Origin of the sequence: Algicella marina (assembly GCF_009931615.1) — a bacterium.
Classification (GTDB): Bacteria; Pseudomonadota; Alphaproteobacteria; order Rhodobacterales; family Rhodobacteraceae; genus Algicella; species Algicella marina.
This window is the reverse complement of the sequence record NZ_CP046620.1, coordinates 1,056,001-1,077,403: the sequence shown is the minus strand read 5'-3', so window position 1 is coordinate 1,077,403 and position 21,403 is coordinate 1,056,001. Positions and strand designations below refer to the sequence as shown.

Genomic DNA, 21,403 nt, shown 5'->3' with positions numbered 1-21,403 from the left:
CAGTCAGATGCCTGCCTAAAAACCGTGCAGCAATCCTACCGTGCCGGAAAGTCACTTTTTCTTTCCGGAATGTCATGTGTCACATCATCGTCACTTCTGGCCTGATCAGCGGCGTAGTTCTGGGCCACCTCCATGGCCACGGGCGATGCCTGCGGCAGGATGGCAGTGTAGGTTGCCGTATCCTCCACGTTCGGCGCCGGCCGCTGCGTCATCCGATAGGCCGCATAGGCCGCAATCAGCGCAAAAAGCAAGGCAATATAGCCGAAATACGCGTAGGGCCCGAAATAATTCATCGCCCAGCCGATCACCAGCGGCCCGCTTATCGCCCCAAGCCCGTTTACAAACAGCAGCCCCCCGGAAGCCGCCGCCATGTCGTCGCTCTCGAGAAAATCGTTGGTATAGGCGATCACCAGCGAATACAGCGGGTTGGCGCAACCGCCAATGATGAAGGCCAACACCAGCAACGTGCTTGAATATCCGATAAACGGCAGCGCCATCAGCATCGAGATCACGGCAAAGACTGTCGTGCCGAAGATCAGCCAGCGCCGGTCCATCCTGTCCGAAACCCAGCCCAGCGGAAACTGCAACGCCATACCGCCGACGTAGAACATGGAGATGAACAGCGTCACTTCCGGCACGCTTAGCCCGGCCTCCGTACCGAAAACGGAGGCCATGCCGAACATTCCCGCGAAAACGCCGCCGAGCAGGAACGTACTCACCACCCCAAGCGGCGAGGCATGGTACAGCTCGATCAGGCTCATCGGCTTGGTCGTCTGAAACACTGGCGCGGGGCTGGCCGAGAGGAGAATAGGCGCAAAGGCGATGCTCACGAGCACTGACATAATGACGAACAGCATATAGCCGCCCGCGTCGGCAAAGTTGGCAATCGCCTGCGCACTGATAATTCCGACCATCTGCACGATAAGGTAAAGCGAAAGTGCCTGCCCCCGGGTCTCGTTCGTCGCCTTGTCGTTCAGCCAGCTTTCCGTCACCACGTACACACCGGAAAAGCACAGCCCCACCAGCAGGCGCATCGCCGCCCAGACCACGGGATGCGGCGCTGCCGCGTAGATCAGGAACGCAGCGGAGATCAGGGAAGCCAGCGCAGCGAACACCCGCACATGTCCGACACGGCGGATCATCAGCGGCGCCAGACGGGAACCCAGCAGGAAGCCGACGAAATAGCCCGACATCACATAGGACATCGTGGCCGCGCTATAGCCCTCAATTGAACCACGCAAACCCAGCACCGTACCCTGCAACCCGTTGCCGATCATCAGCAGCATCAGTCCCAGCAGCAGTGCCCACGAATTCTTAAGTACAAACAGCATCGAACTTCCCTTCCGGGCCGCTTTAGGTGGATTCGGCCATTGGCTATCTGCGCATAGCGACAGGTGCCAGTCGTTTTCAGCCTCTCGGCAAAAGCAGCGAACTGTCGCCGTATGAAAAGAAACGATAATTTTCGGCGATAGCGTGCGCGTAGATGTCGCGGATGCGCTCCCTGCCCATCAGGGCCGACACCAGCATCATCAGGGTGGATTTCGGCAGGTGGAAGTTCGTGATCAACCCATCGGTGATTGCGAAATGAAATCCGGGCCGGATGAAGATGTCCGTGTCCCCGCTCCAGGCTCCGAACCCGCCCGGCGCGGCCGCAGCCGTCTCGATCAGACGCAAGGCCGTCGTCCCCACCGGAATGATCCGCCCGCCAGCCGTCTTTGCCGCCAGAATTGCCGCCGCGGCCTCCGCGCTCACCGCGCCCCACTCGCTGTGCATTCTGTGCTGCGAGATGTCGTCGCTCTTCACCGGCAGGAACGTTCCCGCGCCGACATGCAGCGTGACCCGCGCATTCAGTACTCCCCCGGCTTCCAGCTCATCCAGCAGGGCCTCATCGAAATGCAGCGATGCCGTGGGCGCCGCGACCGCGCCGCGAACACGTGCGAACACTGTCTGGTAGTCTTCCCGGTCTTCCACGTCCGCCGCCCGCCGCGCGGCGATATACGGCGGCAGCGGCATTTCGCCCACCCGGTCCAGCGCCGCATCCAGCGCATCGCCGTCCACGTTGAACCGCAGGCTCACCTCTCCAGCTTCACCCTTGGCCAACACCTCCGCTGACAACCCCTCCCCGAACCGGATCACATCTCCGGGCGCCAGCCGTTTCGCCGGCTTGGCCAGCACCTGCCATTCGCCCGGCTGCCCCGGCGCCAGCAGCGTCACCTCGATGGCTGCCTCGCCACTGCCGTGCCTGGTCTCTCTCGTGCGCAATCCGCGCAGCCGTCCGGGAATCACGCGCGTGTCATTGAAGACAAGCATATCGCCAGCCCGCAGCAGTTCGGGCAACGCGCTGAAAACGCGGTCCGAAATTCCCTCGGGTCCGGCCACCAGCAACCGCGAGGATGGCCGTGGCCGCGCCGGACGCAACGCGATCAACTCCTCCGGCAGAGCGAAATCGTAGTCGGAAAGACGCTCCGTCATCGCAACGGCGACTCCGCCGGTCGCAACGCCGGTCGAGTCATGAACAGTTCCCGCGCCGCACCCGGCGTCAGCAAAGACAGTGGATTGACGGCCACATCCGGTTCCGCCGCCGTGCCGGTTAGACGGAAACTCGCCCCCAGCAATCCCTCGCCGTCACGCCCACCACCCAGCAATTTTCCCAGCAGCGGAATGCGGGCCGGCAGGCTGTTCAACGCATACATTGGCGTCACCACGCCCTCCATGTTCAGCGCATCGCGGCCCATCTCATAGCTGCCGGACAGCGTCACGCCTAGCGATGCCCCGACGGCCCGCGCCCGGGTCACGGTCAAGTAATCCTTGGAAAGCGTGAACCATCCCTGGGCATCGTTGAAGCCGATCCCCTCGCCCGCCAGCCGGTCCACCATCCCGAAAAGGTTCGAAACTGCCAACAGGTTTGCCAGTACCGGCGCATCCACCGCCCGCGCCTCCTGCAGGGAGAAGCGGCCGTCGTAAACCCCACCCGCCAACGGCTCCAACGAGACCCGCAGCGTGCCGCCGCGCACATTGTCAATAAAACCGGCGTCAGCCAGCGCCTGCCCGCCATCGCGCGCCTGCAGATAGATCGTACCCCCGTCGCGCACCACGCCCGTCACTTCAGTACCGCCGTTAATTCGTGCCGAGAAACGGCCGCGGCCCCCATCCTCACCGGTCAGCTTGCCGCGAAATCCGCGCAGCGCGATGCTGTCGGTCACGCGCACCGTGTCCGGAGAGAGCGTCAGCTTCAGCCCGACGTCATCCCCCTGGCCACCACTTCCGCCGCCGCGGCCAAACTCCGGCAGGTGCCGCAAGTCCAGCGTGCCACCGGCGACATCGACGACATCGCCACCCGCGCCCGGCCGCCAGACTGTCGGCGCATCCAGCCAGCCTCCGACGGCAAGGCGCGAGAACCGCGCCTCCGCCACCCCGTCGTCCGTCAGAGTCAGAACGCCTGATGCCGCAAGATCGGGGCCGCTGAACTCAAGGCTCTCGACCGTCGGGCTGTCACCCAACCGGCCCGAGAGGTTCACATGCGCGGATCGGCCCGCACCCTTCCGCCATCCCAGCGCCGGCACCGCCAGCGTCGCGCCGTTCAGGTCGGCAGCGACGCTATATGCAGGTGCCGCGTTCGCGGCCAGATCAAGTGTGAACGTCGCTCGGCCCTCGCCGCCAAGGCTACCCTGCGGCAGATTGATCCCCAGACCGGCAAGGTTCGGCCTTGTCACAGCAATGTCGCCCGTCACACGCGCCTGCCCCCCCGGATTGCCGTTCAGGTCGCGACGATAGGCTATGTTCATCGGCACGCCGCTCAACCGGATTGGTCCGGAAACCTCCGCCCGTTCCGGTGTCACCGAAAGCGCCAGCGCCTCCGAGGCCACCTCCCGTCCCGGTACCAGCGCGTCGGAGCGGACACCTGTCATCATCGCGTCCGCATTGTATAGGACATCCTCGATCAGCAGGTCCTGGATAAGCGGCAGTTCCAGCCGCGCCGTCACCTCCGCCGTCCCATCGGCCATGTCGGCATCCCATCCAAGCCGCTCAAGGATGCCCAGCGGCCGATGATCGATCAGCGCCAGCAGCGCACCGATCTCACCCCGGCCCGTCAACTCCGCCTGACCACGTACCGGTTCCTCCCGGAAGTCCGGAATTACAAAGCGCGAGCCGGCAAGGTCGATCTGTTTCGCACCCGGGCTCGCCGCTCCGCCGCTGGTACGCCCGGCCGTCAGCGTCAGGTCCAGCCGGTCGCCGGCAATCTGGATATGCCCTGCTCCCCCTGTCACCGGCGGCATCGTGTGCAGGATCGAAACTTCTGCATCGGCGAAATCGAAACCAACCGCGATGTCCGGCGCGTCGCCGCTACCACGCACATGGGCAGATACATTCTGCAGCAGCCCGGCACGAACATGGTTGGACAGCCAGCGGCGCACGCCGGGCCGCAATTCTGCCGGCCACATCTCCAGCACCCGGGCCTTTGCCACTTCAGCCACATCGGCATCCAAGGCAATATCCCATGCCCCGTCCCGGCGCCGTACCCGGCCGGAGGCCGTCAATGCCGCAAGGCCTTCCGAAAACTGGGCCCGACCGACCTCGATGCGGAACGGGTCAACGAACACCCGCGCCATGACCGTGCCGTTGCCGAGATCCAGCGGCACCGGCAAGTCCGGTGCCTGCAACCGCAGATCCCCCACTTGCATCTGCGCCGTCAGCACCGTGACCGCGCCGTCAGCACCTCGATCAAGGTAAACGGAGCCATTGGCCGTCAGCGTCCCGAAGGCGGTCGCAACCTCGAGGCTGTCGACCGTGATCCTGTCACCCGCGGGATCGTAGCTGAAGTACCCCTTTGCACCGTCGAACCCGATCGCACCTCCGCCCGGCGGCACCACCTGCCCCGCGCCGAGCGATAGGGTTCCGGTCAGCGCCGCGACAGTGCCATCGGCGTTGAATTCCAACGCCAGATGCCCCGTCGCCCGCGCGTCGAGCAACGTCATCCAGTCCAGCGCCCGGAACTGGGTGGCCAGGTCTGCCGGTCGCGCATTCTCCAGTTCCACCCGCACGCCGGAAACGCCTTCGCCATCTGCGGGCGCGCTCATCTGCACCGCCACGTCCATAGGCTCTTCCGTATCCGCGCCGAAGCGCGCCCGCAGGCTGGCCCGCAGCAGGTTTCCGTCGCGCGAGATATCCGCCCGCGCATCCTCGGTCGCCCATGACGCACCATTGCGCTGATCGGTGAGTGCGATGGTGATGTCCTGCAAGGCCACAGTGTCCAGTTCCGACAGCATCGGCCTGCCGCTGACCATGCCCAAAACCTTCAGCAGGCCCGCAACGTCCAGCCCGGACCCGACGCCGCCACCGGTCACCAGGGGGGTGAAACTCTCGGCATCGCTGCCCGCCGCCACCGCAAACCCCTCGGTGCTCCGCCGGAACCGCAGCGCTCCCCCCTCGACCCGCACATCCTTCGGCCGCAACTGCCCCTGTAGTCCCGCCGCCACCCCGAGGGAGGTTTTCACTTTCGGAAAATGCACCACCATCTCGCCCTGCGAGACCTCGACATCGTTCAGCGTCACCCCGGCCGCGCCCTGTTCGGCGCCATAGCTCAACCCGATTCCGCCGATGGAAATTTCCGGTGCCTCGCCGCCACCTTCGCGCGCCTCTGCCGTCCGGTTGCCCAGCCGCGCCTGCAATTCCGGCAGCCAGATTTCCTCACCATCCGCAGCCAGAACGAACAACAGCGCAAGGTACAGAACAAGGCTCAGCCCCTTTGCCAAAACGGAACAGGATTCGCGCAGAAAGAACTGCCACAGCGCCGGGCCAAGGGGCAGCTTGCGCCTCCGTCGCCGCTTTGGAGGCGGCGCAGGTTCATCCGCCGGGAAACGCCACAGCTGTTTCACGTTGCATCGCTCCGCGTCTTTGCAGGCAATTCCGCCACCACCGCGTCTCGTCCCTTGTCCTCTACGGCCGTTCCATCATATCCCAAAGGCGCATCATACCTACCAAAGCCACGGGGACCCCAGCAGATGTCTGACACCGAACTCGCAGAAGGCAATACACCACCGGCCATCACCCTGCCCCGCGACGGTGGCGAAACTGTGTCCCTGTCGGATCACAGCGGTCAGCCTGTCGTCCTGTTCTTCTACCCACGCGACGACACGTCAGGCTGCACCAGGGAAGCAGTTGCCTTCACATCTCTCGCGGCGGAGTTCAAGTCCCTCGGCGCTGTCATATTCGGCATCTCCAAAGATAGCGTGAAAAAGCATGACCGGTTCGTCGCCAAGCACGAACTCGGTATTCCCCTCCTTTCGGACGAGGATGGGGACGTTTGCGAACGCTATGGCGTCTGGAAGGAAAAATCCATGTATGGCAAGACACATATGGGCATCGAGCGGTCGACCTTCCTCATCGGCGCCGACGGCAAAATTGCCCGCATCTGGCGCAAGGTGAAGGTCCCAGGCCATGCCGAAGAAGTGCTGGAAGCCGTCAGGTCGCTGTAATGGAAAGTCTGCGTGCCGCCGCCTGTGAGGTTCTGGGCACCGCTGACGCCCGCGCCAAAACGGCCCTCTCGCGGCGCCATGCTGCAGCGTGGGCGGAATTGCGCGAGGCTGGGGCGGCACCGCCTCTCGGCCGTGCCACACCGCCGGAATTCCCGGCGCGCCCTGACAGTCCGAAACTGCTCGATCCGCGCGATGTACCGCGTCGCCGCCCTGGCACACTGGCCGGCCGTATCGCCATCCTCCACGCCATCGCCCATATCGAACTCAACGCCGTTGACCTGCACTGGGACATGGTCGCCCGTTTTCCGGATGTGCCCGTGCCTCCCGGCTTCGCTGATGACTGGGTGAAGGCGGCAGACGAGGAATCAAAACACTTCAACCTGCTGGCAGACAGGCTCGAAGCGCTCGGCAGCCACTACGGCGCCCTGCCCGCCCATGCCGGCATGTGGCGGGCCGCCGCCGATACCGCCGATGACATAGAGGGTCGCCTCGCTGTTGTGCCGATGGTGCTGGAGGCGCGTGGGCTCGACGTCACTCCTGGGATGATCGACCTCTTTGCGAAAGCGGGTGACACCGAGACGGTCGCTGCACTGGAGATCATTTACGCAGAGGAAGTCGCCCACGTCGCCTATGGCAGCAAGTGGTTTCACTTCCTGTGCGGCCGCCACGACCATGATCCAAAGGACCGGTTTCACGAACTCGTCCGCCGATATTTCCATGGCGCCCTGAAGCCGCCATTCAATGTGGAGAAACGCGCCGAGGCCGGAATGCCGCCGGATTTCTACTGGCCGCTCGCCGCTGAAAAGTAAAATAGGCAAGATTTCGCCTACCCCTCACGAAAGCTTGTTCCGGGATGTTGCACGAAAGCATCGCCTCATTTACGACTGCTGCCCAGGCAAGGCAGGTAAACCGTGACCACGAACTAATCGTGGCGCACCGATGCATAAGGGTGAATACAACTTATGAATGAACACTCAGGGCAGGCGCAGGGTTCCGCGCTTCAGGAAAGTTTTGTGTCCGGCGGAGAGGCATCGACCACTCCCGCAAGGAAATTTTCCCGAAGTGCGCAGCTTTTGGCCGGTGCCGCTGTCTGCGGCGTGCTTGTGTGGAGCGTAGCGGCGACGGCGCTGCTGACTTTCAACTCCCTCGAAGGCACCAGCGCCACCGACGGCAAGAATTCCATGCGCACAGCGTACGAGATGCGCATCGCCGCGTTGACGGAGGAACGCAACGAACTCCTCGCGGCCCTGTCGGCCTACGAGGACCGTTACGCCGCCGCGATGGAGACGATCTCAACCCAGAAATCCAGCCTGCTGGAAGTGGCCCAGACGCGCAGCGATCTGAAGTCCGCGCTTGAGGCCGCTCGTGCCCAGCTCGGCGACGCCGTCGCGGCCCGCAACGCTGCCGAGGCGGGACGGGATAGCCTGCGCCAGCAGATCGCCGCCCTGAGCAATTCCGAGGATGACCACATCATCGCCGAGGAACTCGCCCGCACTCTGGACACCATGACCGCGACACTGGATGCCGTCACCCGCGACCGTGATACCGCCCACGCCTCCGTTGAGAAACTGGAAACGGAAGTCGCCTCCATGGAACTGACGATGCAAATCGCATCGGAACGCCAGGAACAGATGGTCGCGAATCTGGAGGATGCGGTGGAGATGACCTTCAAGCCGCTGGAATCCGTCTTCGAGCGTTCCGGCCTTGATCTCGAAAGTCTCGTTTCCACCCTGCGTCCGCAGTACAGCGGTTTTGGCGGGGATACCGGTCCCATCATGATGGGCACACGCAACATCGACGATCCGGAACTCAGCGCCCGCTTTGCAGCGGTGATGGAGGGGATGGACAAGATGAACCTGATGCGGATCGCCGCAACCAAGGTTCCTTACGCAATGCCCGTTTCAGCTTCCCACCGCTACACCAGTGGTTTCGGCACCCGGCGGGACCCGAAAACCGGCGGTCGCCGTGCCCATAACGGCATCGACCTCGCGGCACCCCGGGGCACCCATATACACGCCACGGCCGAAGGCGTCGTCGTTTTTGCCGGCCGTCAGAGCGGTTTCGGGAATTTGATCAAGATCCGCCACGAGTTCGGCTTCGAAACCCTTTACGCGCATCTCAACAAGATACATGTTAACGTCGGCGACCGGATTGCACGCGGCGATCATATCGGCGATATGGGCACAACGGGCCGCAGTACCGGCGTACACCTTCACTACGAGGTTCGCGTTGGCGGCAAGCCCGTGAACCCGATGACCTACATAAAGGCGGCGAAAGATGTTTTCTAAGAACAAACCCTCCGACGGCCCGGAAGCGACGTCCTCCTCGGCCCCGAAACCTTCGGCCACTCCCGGCAGCCCGCCGCCGGCACCCGGCTCCGCACCGTCTTCGCCGTCATCGTCTTCGGCCCCGTCCGCACCCAAGGCAAAACCGGCACCATCCGTGCTCTCTGCCGATCTCACGATCAAGGGTCACATCAAGACCAGCGGCGATATTCAGGTCGAAGGTAACGTCGAAGGCGACATCGAAGCCCACCTGCTGACCATCGGCGAGAGCGCCACCATCAAGGGCGAAGTCGTCGCCGATGATGTGGTCGTCACCGGGCGCGTCATCGGTCGGGTTCGCGGTCTCAAGGTCCGCCTCACCTCCACCGCCCGTGTGGAAGGCGATATCGTGCACAAGACCATCGCGATCGAGAGCGGCGCACATTTTGAAGGCTCCGTCCAGCGTAACGACGATCCGCTGAAAGCCGCGTCCAATGCGTCTTCTTCTTCCAGCACGACGGCCAAGGCCGCAAGCTAGGCGCAGCCTAAAGACGACAATCGGAACCGGCCCTCGTGGCCGGTTTTTTTGTTCCCGACACACACATTTACCGGACCGTCATCGAATGCCACCGCCCCTGGACAAGGCCATCGAAAGAAAGATCAGGGCCAGTTTCGCCCGCCAGTCGATGATGAACTCCATCGGCGCGCAACTCGAACTCGTGTCAACCGGCCACGCCACGATCTCGGCCCCAGTGCTTGACGGATTCCGCCAGCAACATGGTTTCGCCCACGGTGGCCTGATCTTCACCTTGGGCGACAGCGCCGCCGGCTACGCCGCGCTGAGTGTTCTGCCACCCTCAGCCGAGGTCTAGACGGCCGAATTGAAGATCAACCTTTTGGCACCCGGCAACGTCCGGCCCGTCGCAGAAGGCCGCGTACTCAAGGCGGGCAAACGTCTCATCGTGGTCGCGGCAGATGTCTGGGCAGATGGCACAGGTGGTGGCCGGAAACACGTCGCGGCGTTTCAGGGCACCATGATTCCGGTCGAGGACAATCAGACAAGCCGCTGACTTAAAGCCAAAACCTCATTATTCGCGCCGGTCGCCGACCTATTCCTCCGCGTTCGCCTCGCTCCGGCTCTTGCCCGCCACATCCTGCGCCAGTGTCGCCGCCATGAAACCGTCGAGATCGCCGTCTAGCACACCGGAGGTATCGGACGTTTCGTGGTTGGTGCGCAGATCCTTCACCATCTGGTAAGGTTGCAGAACGTAGGAGCGGATCTGGTTGCCCCACCCCGCACTGCCCTTTGCCTCATGCTGCGCGTTGATCTCGGCATTCCGCCGGTCCAGCTCAAGTTGGTACAACCGTGATTTCAGCGCCTTCATGGCAATGTCCCGGTTCTGATGCTGCGACTTCTCGGAACTCGTCACCACAATCCCGGTCGGCGCGTGTGTAATCCGCACAGCCGAGTCTGTCGTGTTCACGTGCTGGCCACCGGCCCCTGAAGATCGGTAGGTGTCGATGCGGATGTCCGAAGGATTAACGTCGATCTCGATGTTATCGTCGACCACCGGATAAACCCACACGGAAGCAAAGGACGTCTCGCGAGTCCCCTTGCCAAAGGGCGATATCCGGACCAGCCGATGCACGCCGCTCTCTGTCTTCATCCAGCCATAGGCATTCGGCCCGGAAATCTTGTAAGCGACGGATTTGACCCCGGCTTCGGAGCCGGCCTCCTCCGACTGCAACTCTACCTTGTAGCCGCGCTTCTCCGCCCAGCGTACATACATTCGCTGCAACATCTGCGCCCAGTCGCAAGCCTCGGTGCCTCCGGCCCCGGCGTTGATCTCCAGGAAAGTGTCATTGCCATCGGCCTCGCCATCCAGCAATGCCTCGATCTCCGCCGCCGCGGCCACCTCTCTAAGGGCCGTGATCGCCGCCTCGGCCTCCGTGACGACTTCCTCGTCGTCCTCCGCTTCGCCCATCTCGATAAGCTCGACATTGTCGTTCAACCCGCTCTCAAGCGTCTTATAACGCTCGATCGCATCGACAAGCTGCTGCCGATCCCGCATCAGCTTTTGCGCGCGCTCCGGGTCATTCCACAGGTCCGGGTCTTCCGACATCGCGTTGAATTCTTCCAGCCGATGCTCCGCCGTGTCCCAGTCCAGCCGCTGGCGCAGCAGGTTCAGCGACTTCTCGATTTCGGCAACATGGTTCTCAATCTCGGCGCGCATAACTCTTGTCCAGTCAATTCAGGCTCCGGCGGTCATCCCGTCCGTGGCAGGTGTTGTAATGGCATGGGGAGGAAGTGGAAACCGCTTTCCACGAATATGCCGCCGCGCCGCGTAGGGGCACGGCGGCCGGCTTCAGTAAAGCCCGCCGGAAGACAGCGCCCCGAAACCCGGCTTGGAAGGGATCACCTTCTTCTTGCCCTGCACCGTCACCTGCTGGAGCGTCGTGTTCGCTCCGTTGTAGAGCGGCAGGTTGGAACTCATGGCAAAGCCACCATCGATGTAGCGCCCGCTGGCACCGACAGCCGGCTCTTCACCCGCACGGAACAACTCGGCGACGATGTTGCCGCCGCTGGCGGAGTTCGGAACCCGCACACCCGTGCTCCGGTCGATCTTAACCAGTACCGTGCCCGGCGGCTGCGGCCGCTTGAACGACCCGTGGTTCTTCAAAGCGGTCTCCATGAACTCGGCAAATACCGGGCCGCACATCGTGCCGCCATAGGCGCCCTGGCCCATCGGCCGCGGCGTGTCGAAGCCCATATAGCAACCCGCGGCAATCTTGGGCGTGAAGCCCACGAACCAGACGTCCTTGCTCTCGTTCGTTGTCCCCGTCTTGCCGGAGATCGGCACGCCCAGCTTGCCTACGGTGGAGGCGGCGGTCCCGCGTGCAACCACGCCCTGCATCATCGACGAAAGCTGGTACGCCGTAACCGGGTCCATCACCTGTTCGGCATCATTCCAGATCCATGGCAACGTCGAGGGGTTGGCGTCATGCGCCTCCTGCTCGTTGTTGCAATGGCGACAGGCCCGCTGATCCTGCCGGTAGATCGTGTTGCCGTTGCGGTCCTGCACCCGGTCCACCAGTGTCGGCTCCACCCGCACGCCGCCATTGGCGAACATCGAGTAGGCCGCCACCATCTTGAACAGCGTCGTCTCGCCCGCACCCAACGAGTAGGAAAGCAGCGCCGGCATGTCCTTGTAGACGTCGAACCGCTCGGCATAGGCACTGACGGTCTCCATCCCGATATCCTGTGCGATCCGCACCGTCATCAGGTTCCGCGACTGCTCGATCCCGGTGCGCAGCGGCGCAGGTCCGTAGAACCGGTTGGAGGAGTTGGTTGGCCGCCACAGCCCCTGCGGCGTGTTCACCTCGATGGGCGCATCCACGACAATCGTGTTGGGGTTATAGCCATTGTCCAGCGCGGCGGCATATACAAACGGCTTGAAACTGGAACCCGGCTGGCGGGTCGCCTGCGTGGCCCGGTTGAACACCGAATGCTGGTAGGAAAAGCCACCCTGCATCGCCAGCACACGGCCCGTCTTGACATCCATAGCCATGAAGCCGCCTTCGATCTCGGGGATCTGGCGCAGCGACCACCGCTGAAACTCACCGCCCTCGATGATCGCCTTGACCAGCACGACGTCGCCAACCTGGTACAGGTCTCCCGGCGCCTGGGGCTTCGCGCTAGGCCGGTCCTTGGCACGGATGCGGCCGATCCAGCGGGCATCGTCCATCGTCAGGTAATGGCCGTCCTCATCCTCGTCGACTCCTTCGATGCCCACCCGGACGGCGCTTTCGCCCACTTCCAGCACCACCGACGGAATCCAGCCGATCACATCGCGCGGCACCTGGGTGTCAGCCAGTGCATCGCGCCAGCTTGCCTCGTCGGTCAGCAGGCCCGGGTCAATCGTCGCCAGCGGGCCAAGGTACACTCCGCGAGAGCGATCGTATTTCTCCAACCCGTTGCGCAATGCCTCGGCGGCAGCCGCCTGCAATTCCGGCTCCACCGTCGCCCGGATCGTCAGACCGCCACTAAACAACTGCTCCTCGCCCCCCTCCAGCTTCGTTGAAAGCTGGCGGCGGATTTCGTCGGTGAAATAGTCGCGCGGTGGCAGGGCATTGCGGGCAGAGACAATATCGCCGGACTGAACAGTGATAAGGTCCTTTGCCTTCTCGCTCTCATAGCTTGCCTTGTCGAGATAGCCGTTTTCGAACATCTCCCGCAGAACGAAATCCCGCCGCGCCAGCGCCCGGTTCTTCTGGCGTACCGGATGGTAGTTCGAGGGCGCCTTCGGCATCGCCGCCAGATAGGCCGCTTCCGCCGGTGTCAGTTCCTCCAGCGTCTTGGCAAAATAGGTCTGCGCCGCTGCCGTCACGCCGTAGGAGTTCTGGCCGAGGAAGATCTCGTTGAGATACAGGCCCAGGATCTCTTCCTTGGTCAGCGTGGATTCCAGCCGAACCGCCAGAATGATCTCCTTGATCTTTCTCTCGGCGTTGCGGCTGCCGTCGAGCAGAAAGTTCTTCATCAACTGCTGGGTAATCGTCGAGGCACCGCGCAGTTGCCCGCCTTTGGCCGCATCCATGACCGCCGCCACGATACCGCGCAGGTCATAGCCTGGATGGTTGTAGAAGTTCTTGTCTTCCGCCGAGATGAAGGCGTGCTTCACCAGATCGGGAATCTCGTCGACGGGTGTGTAGATGCGCCGCTCCTGCGCGAATTCATCCATGACCAGCCCACGGGCGGAATACACCCGGCTGATCGTCGCGGGCGAGTATTCCGCCAGCTGTTCATGGTCCGGCAAATCCTTGCCGTAGTAGATGAAAACGCTGGCGATACCCACGGCAACCGCAATCGCACCCAGCGACAGCCAGGTGAAGATGAAACCGAAAAAATTCAGCAGTCCGCGCATGTCACGCCCCAATCAGTCATTATCACGTCAGTCTACCGCAGTCCGGCCACTCGGGTCAAAGCCGCGGCGATCACCTTTCCGCGCCTCTCGGCCCGCGCTGGCAATGTTGCGGCCGGTCACGGCCGCCCGCCATTCTTCGACACCATCACGCACTGCCGTAGCAGCCAGTGCCTGCCAGTCCGGGTCCTGCATCCTCGCCCTGTCACCGGCATGGCCCAGAAACCCGAGTTCAATCAGAACGGAGGGAATATCCGGCGCTTTCAATACGCGAAAATTGGCCGATCGCAAGGGTCTGCTACGGATCACGCCGACACTTTGCGACAGACTGCCGATGATTTCCCGCGCAACGTCCCGCGAAGCCTCCCCAGCGGCCCGAAACGCCAGATCCCGCAGCACATCGGTCACATCATCCTCTCCTGACGCCGGGTCGTACCCCGCCAGGCGATCAGCACTGTTCTCGAACTCCGCCACCGCCGCGGCATCCGCGTCCGAGGGCTCGCCCGACAGAACGTAGAGCGTCGGGCCGGAGGCTACGCCCTTCGTTACCGTGTTTGCATGCAGGGAAAGAAACAGATCGGCCTCCGCCTCCCGCGCAGCCGAGACGCGCGCGTCCAGTCGCAGGAAAACATCCGTTTTGCGGGTCATCGCCACCGAATACCCGGCATCTCTCAACGTTTCGGCCAGCACGCCGGCAAACTTCAGGGCAATGTCCTTTTCCGAGACGCCCGCCCGCACCGCACCAGGGTCGATCCCCCCGTGCCCCGGGTCGAGCATCACCAGGAAATCGCCTTCGTCAGAATAGTGCTGTGGTTTGCTGTCATCCTGACGCGTGAATTCAAGTAGTAAAACCGGCCCGTTCGCCGTCGCCTGATAGCTTGAACGCAGCAGGGCGAGCGAAGTTCCCGTCCGCAGCACCATCCGCAGCTTACCCTCCGGCCCGCGTCGCGCCACCACGCTCATTCCGGCAGGTGCGCTCACCTTCGGCACCCCGCCGTCCACCGACAGATCCACTCGCGCAAATCTACCACCAGTCACCCGATAACCCGCCCGATCCGTCAGCCCGATTTCCAGCCGGATGAGACCGAAGAAACTTTCCGTCAGCGTCACCGAGCCGGGGCGCACTTGCGGTCCGGCCGCCAGCACCAGCGGCCAGAGGCACAGCATCGCCGTCACGGCGAAGCATCTGAAAGATTTACCCATTTTCTGCTCGATCTCTGCGGGTCATCGCCCGCTTGTCGTTCTTTTGCAAAGCTTAGCACACCAGACACTCGCGAAAAAGCGATTGTGTTCCCGGCGCGAACAGGCGTAGAACGTCCGTGTGGGCCGTGCTCTCCAGCCGGCTGTACAGATTCGTCGCACTCGCGATGCAGTCCGCAGAAATCAAAATCTGCCCATTGCCCGCAAGAGTGTGAAGCGGCGCTCGCGCCGAATTTTCCCCGGTGTTTTTCGGGGCCCGTATGACGCCATCAAAAGGCGTTGGAGACATAAACCGCGATGGAACGCGCAGAAAAGATGCCAGCCCCCCCGCACCCGGCGAACAGCCGTGCAACGGGCTTGGCTCTTGCAGAGTTCCTCCCCAGTCATATCCCTTATCACTTGTCGCCACCCGGTCACCGGGCGCGAAGGCGTTGCGGGATGAGAAAGTGCATCAAGTTCAATGCCAATGAAAATGCTGATAGACGCCACGCACACGGAAGAGACCCGTGTCGTCGTGGTGGATGGAAACAAGGTTGAAGATTTCGACTTCGAGTCGCTGAACAAGCGGCAACTCGCCGGAAACATCTATCTCGCCAAGGTAACGAGGGTCGAACCCTCTCTTCAGGCTGCCTTCGTCGATTATGGCGGCAACCGCCACGGTTTTCTTGCCTTCTCCGAAATTCATCCGGACTATTACCAGATCCCGGTCGCAGACCGCGAGGCGTTGCTGGCCGAGGAGGCCGCTCTCAACGCCGAGGAAGCCCGCGAGGACGAGGAAGAGAAGCCGAAACCCCGGTCGCGGTCCCGCTCGCGCTCACGCTCCCGCAGCAAGGCGGCAGAGGCCAAACCGGCCGACGACGTCATCACCGGCAACGTAGACGAGGATGCGGAGGGCGAAGAAGCCTCCACACTGGTCGAGGACCTTCCCGAAGGCGGCAACAATGCCAGACCGGAAGCCGAAGCTGCCGACACACAGGAGCAGGCACAGCCGGAAGCCGACACACCGGAAGCCAGCGACGATCAGGCCGACTCCCAGACCCCTCCCGCGACCGAGGAATATGAAACCTCCGGCGCCGAGGACATCAAGGAAGAGATCCGCCCGCGCAAACCCCGCGCCCGCCGCTACAAGATCCAGGAAGTCATCAAGGTCCGCCAGATCCTGCTGATCCAGGTCGTCAAAGAAGAGCGCGGCAACAAGGGTGCAGCGCTCACCACCTACCTGTCCCTCGCCGGCCGCTATTGCGTGCTGATGCCCAACACCGCACGTGGTGGCGGCATTTCCCGCAAGATCACGTCCGCGACCGACCGCAAGAAACTCAAGGAAATCGCGAACGAAATCACCGTGCCGAAAGGCGCGGGCCTGATCATCCGCACCGCCGGTGCCAAGCGTACCAAGACGGAGATCAAGCGCGACTACGAATTTCTGCTCCGCCAGTGGGAGCAGATCCGCGACCTCACGCTCCGCTCGATGGCGCCAGCACCGATCTACGAAGAGGGCAGCCTCATCAAGCGCTCGATCCGCGACCTCTATTCCCGCGACATCGACGAGATTTTCGTTGAGGGAGAGCGCGGCTACCGTGAGGCCAAGGACTACATGAAGATGCTCATGCCGTCCCACGCCAAGAACGTGCGCCAGTACGCCGAGCCCCTGCCCCTTTTCGCGCGCTACCAGGTGGAAAACTACCTCTCCGCCATGTTCAACCCGACGGTTCAGCTTCGCTCCGGCGGTTACATCGTCATCGACGTGACCGAGGCGCTGGTGGCGGTAGACGTGAACTCCGGACGTTCCACCAAGGAAGGCTCGATCGAAGAAACCGCGCTCAAAACCAACCTTGAAGCGGCGGAAGAAGTCGCACGTCAGGCCAAGTTGCGCGATCTCGCCGGCCTCATCGTCATCGACTTCATCGACATGGAAGACCGGCGCAACAACGCCGCCGTCGAGAAGCGCCTGAAAGACAAGTTGAAGGACGACCGCGCCCGCATCCAGGTCGGCCGTATCTCCGGCTTCGGCCTTCTGGAAATGTCGCGCCAGCGCCTGCGCCCCGGCATGCTGGAGGCCACCACCAAGCCGTGCGAGCATTGCCACGGCACCGGCCGCGTCCGCTCCGATGACAGCTTCGCCCTGTCGATCCTCCGCGAACTGGAGGAGGAAGGCGTCCGCCGCCGCGCCAAGGAAGTGGTCGTCACCGTGCCTGTCGGTATCGCCAACTACCTGTTGAACGCCAAGCGCGAGCACGTGGCGATGATCGAAACCCGCTTCGGCCTGTCGATCCGCGTCGAGGGCGATCCGTCACTCGTCAGCCCCGACTACCGTATCGAACGGCTGAAGACAGCCTCCCGCGTCATTCCGGAAGTCGCCACTCTCGAAGGCGTCATCGACGCCCTGCCCGATCTGCCCGACGAGGATGAGATCCCGGCCGAGGAGGTTTCTCAGAGTGAGGAGCGGGAAACCGAAGATCGCAACTCCGAGGACGGTTCGCCGAAAAAACGCCGCCGCCGCCGCCGTCGTCGCGGCAAGGGCAGCAACGGTGATGACAACGGCAAACAGAACGACGACGCCTCCGTCGAGGAAAATGCATCCGAGAACGCGGAGCAATCTGCCGAAACTCCCGCAGATGACGGTGACGAAGAGAAGCCCAAGAAATCCCGCAGCCGCTCCCGTTCCCGCAGTCGCAAGAAGTCGTCCGAGACGACCGACACGCAGGTGGAACAAGGCGAGGAGACAGCGCAGCCTGCGGAGAACACCGCAACCGAAGCCGTGGAGCCCGCCATGGCCGAGGCGCCCGCAGCAGAACCCGCGCCGCAGAGCGAACGGGCAACAGAGCCCGAACCCTCGGCAGAACCGGAACCCGCAATGGCGGAAGCTGTTCCTGCCAAACCGGCGCGCAAGCAACGCACACGCGCATCCTCTGCCGAAACCATCGCATCCGTTGCCGGCGCAACGCCGGCGGAATCACCTTCGGCCGAGGCCGATGACCGCAGCGATGAAGATGGCGAACCCCGACGCAAGGGTTGGTGGTCCCGCGCCCTCGGCAAGTAATCGCCGAAAATTTCCTCACAAAGACGGCCTCAGGGCCGTCTTTTTTTGTTCACGGGACAAATTTCTCCCCTCGAAATACAACCTGAGGTAATATTTGAAAAAGTCCGGCGCCACGCCGGGTCCAATGGGGGGAGAGAATGCACTACACGGTCACCCGTGGCTGGACGGCCACCTATTCTGCACCGATAGAAGTCCGCGTTGGCGAGAAACTGGTACTTTCCGGCAAGGAAGACGAGTGGGACGGCCACCGCTGGCTCTGGGCCCGCTCGGAAGCCGGGGGCGAGGGTTGGGTGCCGGACAGCCTACCCGTGAGCAGCGAAGGCACCACCGTCGCCCGCGAAACCTATTCGGCCATGGAACTCACCTGCATCCCCGGCGAACTGGTCACCGGCCTGCGACAGACCCATGGCTGGATACTTTGCCGCCGCGAAACCGGACAGGTCGGATGGGTGCCGCGAAGCTGCCTTGCAAAGTATCAGGAAGAACTGGTGCGCGAAGTCTTTTGAGAAGCGGTCAGTGTCAGCCGATCACCGGTTTCAGTGAAATCCCCCGGCGCCCGGCCAGGTCGGTGACGTATTGCCATGCCACCCTGCCCGAGCGACTGCCACGCGTCTGGCTCCACTCTATGGCCTCCGCTCGCAGCGTATCATCGTCAATCTCGATGCCGATCGCCGTGCAATAGCCGCGGATCATCGCCAGGAACTGGTCCTGATCGCAACCATGGAAGCCAAGCCACAGGCCGAACCTGTCCGAAAGGCTGACCTTTTCTTCGACCGCCTCCGCCGGATTGACCCCGGCAGAGCGTTCATTCTCGATCATGTCGCGCGGCATCAGGTGTCTGCGGTTGGAGGTCGCGTAAAGCAGCACGTTCTCCGGCCGGCCGGAAACGCCGCCGTCCAGCAATGCCTTCAGCGATTTGTAGTGGCTGTCGTCATGGTCGAAACTCAGGTCGTCGCAGAACAGGATGAAACGGGGCTCGGCATTGCGCAGAATGTCCATCAGCCGCCCGATGGTCGGCAGGTCCTCACGCTGAATTTCGATCAGCTTCAGTCCCGGCACCGCCGCCGCAACCGTGGCATGCGCAGCTTTCACGAGGCTGGATTTCCCCATCCCCCGTGCGCCCCACAACAACACGTTGTTGGCGGAAAAACCGCTGGCAAACTGCCGCGTGTTCTCCAACAGCGTATCGCGCGACCGGTCGATGCCGATCAGCAGCTCGATCGGCACGCGGTTCACACGCCGTACAGGTTCCAGCCGTTCCGGATCGGTGTGCCAGACGAAAGCATCAGCCCCCCGCAGGTTCGGCGCTTCCACTGGCGGCGGGCTCACTCGTTCCATCGCCTCCGCGATCCGGCGCAGCATCTTCTTGCTCATGGGGTCGTCTCGCCTGCCTCTTCTTCTTCCTCATCGTCGTAATAGCCCGAGGCCCGCAATTCCGCTTCTCGCTTGCGCTCCACCATCACAACCAACTGGATGGAGATCTCGTAGAGGAAATAGACAACGGTAAAGAGGATGACCTGGGTGATCACGTCCGGCGGCGTCACCACCGCCGCCAGCACGAGAATGCCGACCACCGCATACTTACGCGTCGCCCGCAATCCGTCGGCCGAAACCAGCCCCGCCTTGCCCATCAGCGTCAACAGCACCGGCAACTGGAAACACAACCCGAAAGCCAGCAGGAACTTGATTGTCAGACCCAGGTATTCCTGCATCGATCCCATGAAGGCGATGCTTGCACCCGTGGCGGCCTCGGGTGCTTCTTCCCCGACCACAGGCGCTTCCTGCGCCGCGGTCACACCTTGTTGGAAGCCCAGGAAAAAATCGAAGGCCAGCGGCAGCACCACATAATAGGCGAATGCCGCTCCGATGGTGAACAGCACCGGCGACGCCACGAGGAACGGCAAGAACGCATTCTTCTCGTTTCGATACAGACCCGGCGCCACAAACCGCCAGAGCTGGTAACCGATCATGGGGAACGCCAGCACGAACCCGCCGAACAGCGAGATCTGGATCGCCGTCATGAAGCCTTCCTGCAGCTTGATGATCACCAGGCTACAATCCTGCCCCCGTTCGGCCAAAGCACCGCAGATCGGTGCGGCCAGAAAATTGAACACCGGGTTCCACACGGTGAAGCAGATCAGCATTGCCACGACAAACGCCAGCAACGCCCGGATCAGGCGCGTGCGCAACTCCGCCAGATGCTCGATCAGCGGCGCAGCGGTATCATCTATATCGTCGTCGGAAAGCTCAGCCATACTCACATTCTCTCCGTCAGCCCTGCGCCGATTGGTCGGCAGGCAGACCACGCCGCACAAAGGCATAGATCACGAGCGGCAACTGAAACACCAGCCCCATGATCATGCCGATCTTCAACCCGTAAGAGGTCCAGTCTCTCATCGAAAAGTCCGGTCCGTCCGGCAGCCCAGGCCAGAACTCGATCATCTCACGAAACTCACCCGGCACATGAATGCTCAGTGCGTATGCCAGCCCCGCCGCGAACAATGCCAAAGACAGCAGCGCCACCGCGAACCGCCCAGCCGCGCCTTCACCGCTCAGGCTGTGGAAAGCAATCACCGGAACCGCAGCCAGCAGTCCGGCCGCCAGCGCAACCTGCGTGTGAAGCAAAAACATGTCCTGAACGCTGGTGAACACCATCCGCGGCTGGCCGTTCGGCATCGCCTCAGCCAATGGCGCGGACAGAAGCGGCACAACATCCTGCGCTGCGAAAAAACAGACGAACCCGGCGAACGAGAACGCAGCTACGATATGAAACATCTGCCAGAACAGGCCGGTTTCATCGCGGTGCGCGGCGGACATCGTATCAGGCCTTGTCTGGCGTCGGCGTCGTGTCATCCGGCGCCGGCGTAGTTTCAGGGGCCGAAGCGTCCGCCGACGGCTTGGCCGCTGCCTTGTCTGCGCCAGCCTTCGCCTTGTCGTCCTTCATGAATTTCTTGGCGTAATCCTGCGCGGACTTGCTGGCGGATTTGGTCGGAGAGCGCGTGAAGTCGCCGATATCATTCAGGCCCTTCGTCGCATCCTTCAATCCGGATTCGTCCGCGGCCTCCTCCATGCTGCGCTGGAATTCCCGCGCCATCGCCCGCGCCTTGCCCATGAACCGCCCTGCCGTGCGGAACATGCCCGGCAAGTCTTTCGGGCCGACGACGATCAGCGCGACGATGCCGATCACGATCAGTTCGAGCCAGCCAATATCGAACATGAGTTTACGCCTTCAAATGGCTTTACGCCTTGTCTTTTTCCGCGTGCGGCGTCACGTCGTGGGCATCCTCGGCAGCAGCGTTTTCAAGCTCCGCCTTGCCCTCGTTGATGCCCTTCTTGAAGCTGGTGATACCCTTGCCGACTTCCCCCATGAGCGAGGAAATCTTGCCGCGCCCGAAGAGCACCAGCACCACAACCGCGATCAGCAGGATACCCGGCAAACCGATATTGTTCAGCATTTCGTTTCTCCCTTGATGGCCACCGCGGGTACAACAGGCCCGCTCCGCA

General features: G+C 62.7%; 17 protein-coding genes and 1 pseudogene. 7 read left to right on the top strand and 11 right to left on the bottom strand.

What is annotated here, in order from left to right:
- Positions 1 to 35: 35 nt before the first annotated feature.
- The 3 genes from GO499_RS05365 to GO499_RS05355 form a co-directional block, all read right to left on the bottom strand.
- On the bottom strand, positions 36 to 1,331 hold the full coding sequence (locus GO499_RS05365; RefSeq protein WP_161861228.1) for an MFS transporter: 1,296 nt from the start codon (positions 1,329 to 1,331) through the stop codon (positions 36 to 38).
- A gap of 76 nt (positions 1,332 to 1,407) precedes the next feature.
- Entirely contained in the window at positions 1,408 to 2,472 is a 1,065-nt protein-coding gene (queA, locus tag GO499_RS05360) for a tRNA preQ1(34) S-adenosylmethionine ribosyltransferase-isomerase QueA (RefSeq protein ID WP_161861227.1), read from the bottom strand.
- Entirely contained in the window at positions 2,469 to 5,876 is a 3,408-nt protein-coding gene (locus tag GO499_RS05355) for a YhdP family protein (RefSeq protein WP_161861226.1), read from the bottom strand. The genes queA and GO499_RS05355 overlap by 4 nt, the downstream gene beginning before the upstream one ends.
- A gap of 126 nt (positions 5,877 to 6,002) precedes the next feature.
- On the opposite strand from GO499_RS05355, the gene GO499_RS05350 reads away from it, so the two are divergent.
- From GO499_RS05350 to GO499_RS05330, 5 genes and pseudogenes are all read left to right on the top strand, one after another.
- Positions 6,003 to 6,476, top strand: a complete 474-nt coding sequence (locus GO499_RS05350) for a peroxiredoxin (RefSeq protein WP_161861225.1) — start codon at positions 6,003 to 6,005, stop codon at positions 6,474 to 6,476.
- The gene (locus GO499_RS05345) at positions 6,476 to 7,285 is read left to right on the top strand and encodes a ferritin-like domain-containing protein (RefSeq protein ID WP_161861224.1); all 810 of its coding nucleotides are present in this window, start codon (positions 6,476 to 6,478) and stop codon (positions 7,283 to 7,285) included. The genes GO499_RS05350 and GO499_RS05345 overlap by 1 nt, the downstream gene beginning before the upstream one ends.
- A 153-nt stretch (positions 7,286 to 7,438) precedes the next feature.
- On the top strand, positions 7,439 to 8,764 hold the full coding sequence (locus GO499_RS05340) for a DUF5930 domain-containing protein (protein WP_161861223.1): 1,326 nt from the start codon (positions 7,439 to 7,441) through the stop codon (positions 8,762 to 8,764).
- The gene (locus GO499_RS05335) at positions 8,754 to 9,278 is read left to right on the top strand and encodes a bactofilin family protein (protein WP_161861222.1); all 525 of its coding nucleotides are present in this window, start codon (positions 8,754 to 8,756) and stop codon (positions 9,276 to 9,278) included. Before GO499_RS05340 ends, GO499_RS05335 begins: the two co-directional genes overlap by 11 nt.
- Before the next feature lie 85 nt (positions 9,279 to 9,363).
- Positions 9,364 to 9,810, top strand: a pseudogene (locus tag GO499_RS05330) (PaaI family thioesterase).
- Positions 9,811 to 9,849: 39 nt separating this feature from the next.
- Here the strand turns inward: GO499_RS05330 and prfB are convergent.
- The 3 genes from prfB to GO499_RS05315 all read right to left on the bottom strand — a co-directional run bounded on the left by prfB (position 9,850) and on the right by GO499_RS05315 (position 14,862).
- Positions 9,850 to 10,974: a peptide chain release factor 2 gene (gene prfB / locus GO499_RS05325; RefSeq protein WP_161861221.1), complete on the bottom strand. Its 1,125-nt coding sequence runs from the start codon at positions 10,972 to 10,974 to the stop codon at positions 9,850 to 9,852.
- A 132-nt stretch (positions 10,975 to 11,106) separates the two neighbouring features.
- Positions 11,107 to 13,662: a penicillin-binding protein 1A gene (locus GO499_RS05320; RefSeq protein WP_161861220.1), complete on the bottom strand. Its 2,556-nt coding sequence runs from the start codon at positions 13,660 to 13,662 to the stop codon at positions 11,107 to 11,109.
- Between the two features lie 27 nt (positions 13,663 to 13,689).
- Positions 13,690 to 14,862, bottom strand: a complete 1,173-nt coding sequence (locus GO499_RS05315) for an N-acetylmuramoyl-L-alanine amidase family protein (protein ID WP_161861219.1) — start codon at positions 14,860 to 14,862, stop codon at positions 13,690 to 13,692.
- Between the two features lie 457 nt (positions 14,863 to 15,319).
- On the opposite strand from GO499_RS05315, the gene GO499_RS05310 reads away from it, so the two are divergent.
- Together GO499_RS05310 and GO499_RS05305 are read left to right on the top strand one after the other, a co-directional pair.
- Positions 15,320 to 17,899 carry an Rne/Rng family ribonuclease gene (locus GO499_RS05310; protein WP_161861218.1) on the top strand — a complete coding sequence of 860 codons (2,580 nt, stop codon included), beginning with the start codon at positions 15,320 to 15,322 and terminating at the stop codon, positions 17,897 to 17,899.
- A 137-nt stretch (positions 17,900 to 18,036) separates the two neighbouring features.
- Positions 18,037 to 18,405, top strand: a complete 369-nt coding sequence (locus GO499_RS05305; RefSeq protein WP_161861217.1) for an SH3 domain-containing protein — start codon at positions 18,037 to 18,039, stop codon at positions 18,403 to 18,405.
- Between the two features lie 13 nt (positions 18,406 to 18,418).
- Here GO499_RS05305 and GO499_RS05300 read toward each other — a convergent pair whose 3' ends face one another.
- From GO499_RS05300 to GO499_RS05280, 5 genes are read right to left on the bottom strand one after another with little or no spacing between them, the layout of a single operon-like run.
- Positions 18,419 to 19,273, bottom strand: a complete 855-nt coding sequence (locus tag GO499_RS05300; protein ID WP_161861216.1) for an ATP-binding protein — start codon at positions 19,271 to 19,273, stop codon at positions 18,419 to 18,421.
- Positions 19,270 to 20,154 carry a twin-arginine translocase subunit TatC gene (gene tatC, locus GO499_RS05295; protein ID WP_161861215.1) on the bottom strand — a complete coding sequence of 295 codons (885 nt, stop codon included), beginning with the start codon at positions 20,152 to 20,154 and terminating at the stop codon, positions 19,270 to 19,272. The genes GO499_RS05300 and tatC overlap by 4 nt, the downstream gene beginning before the upstream one ends.
- A gap of 16 nt (positions 20,155 to 20,170) precedes the next feature.
- Entirely contained in the window at positions 20,171 to 20,716 is a 546-nt protein-coding gene (locus GO499_RS05290; RefSeq protein WP_161861214.1) for a twin-arginine translocase subunit TatC, read from the bottom strand.
- A gap of 4 nt (positions 20,717 to 20,720) precedes the next feature.
- A complete protein-coding gene (gene tatB / locus GO499_RS05285; protein WP_161861213.1) occupies positions 20,721 to 21,116 on the bottom strand; it encodes a Sec-independent protein translocase protein TatB in 396 nt (131 codons plus the stop codon).
- Between the two features lie 22 nt (positions 21,117 to 21,138).
- Positions 21,139 to 21,354, bottom strand: coding sequence for a twin-arginine translocase TatA/TatE family subunit (locus GO499_RS05280; protein ID WP_161861212.1), 216 nt, complete (start codon positions 21,352 to 21,354; stop codon positions 21,139 to 21,141).
- Between the last annotated feature and the right edge of the window lie 49 nt (positions 21,355 to 21,403).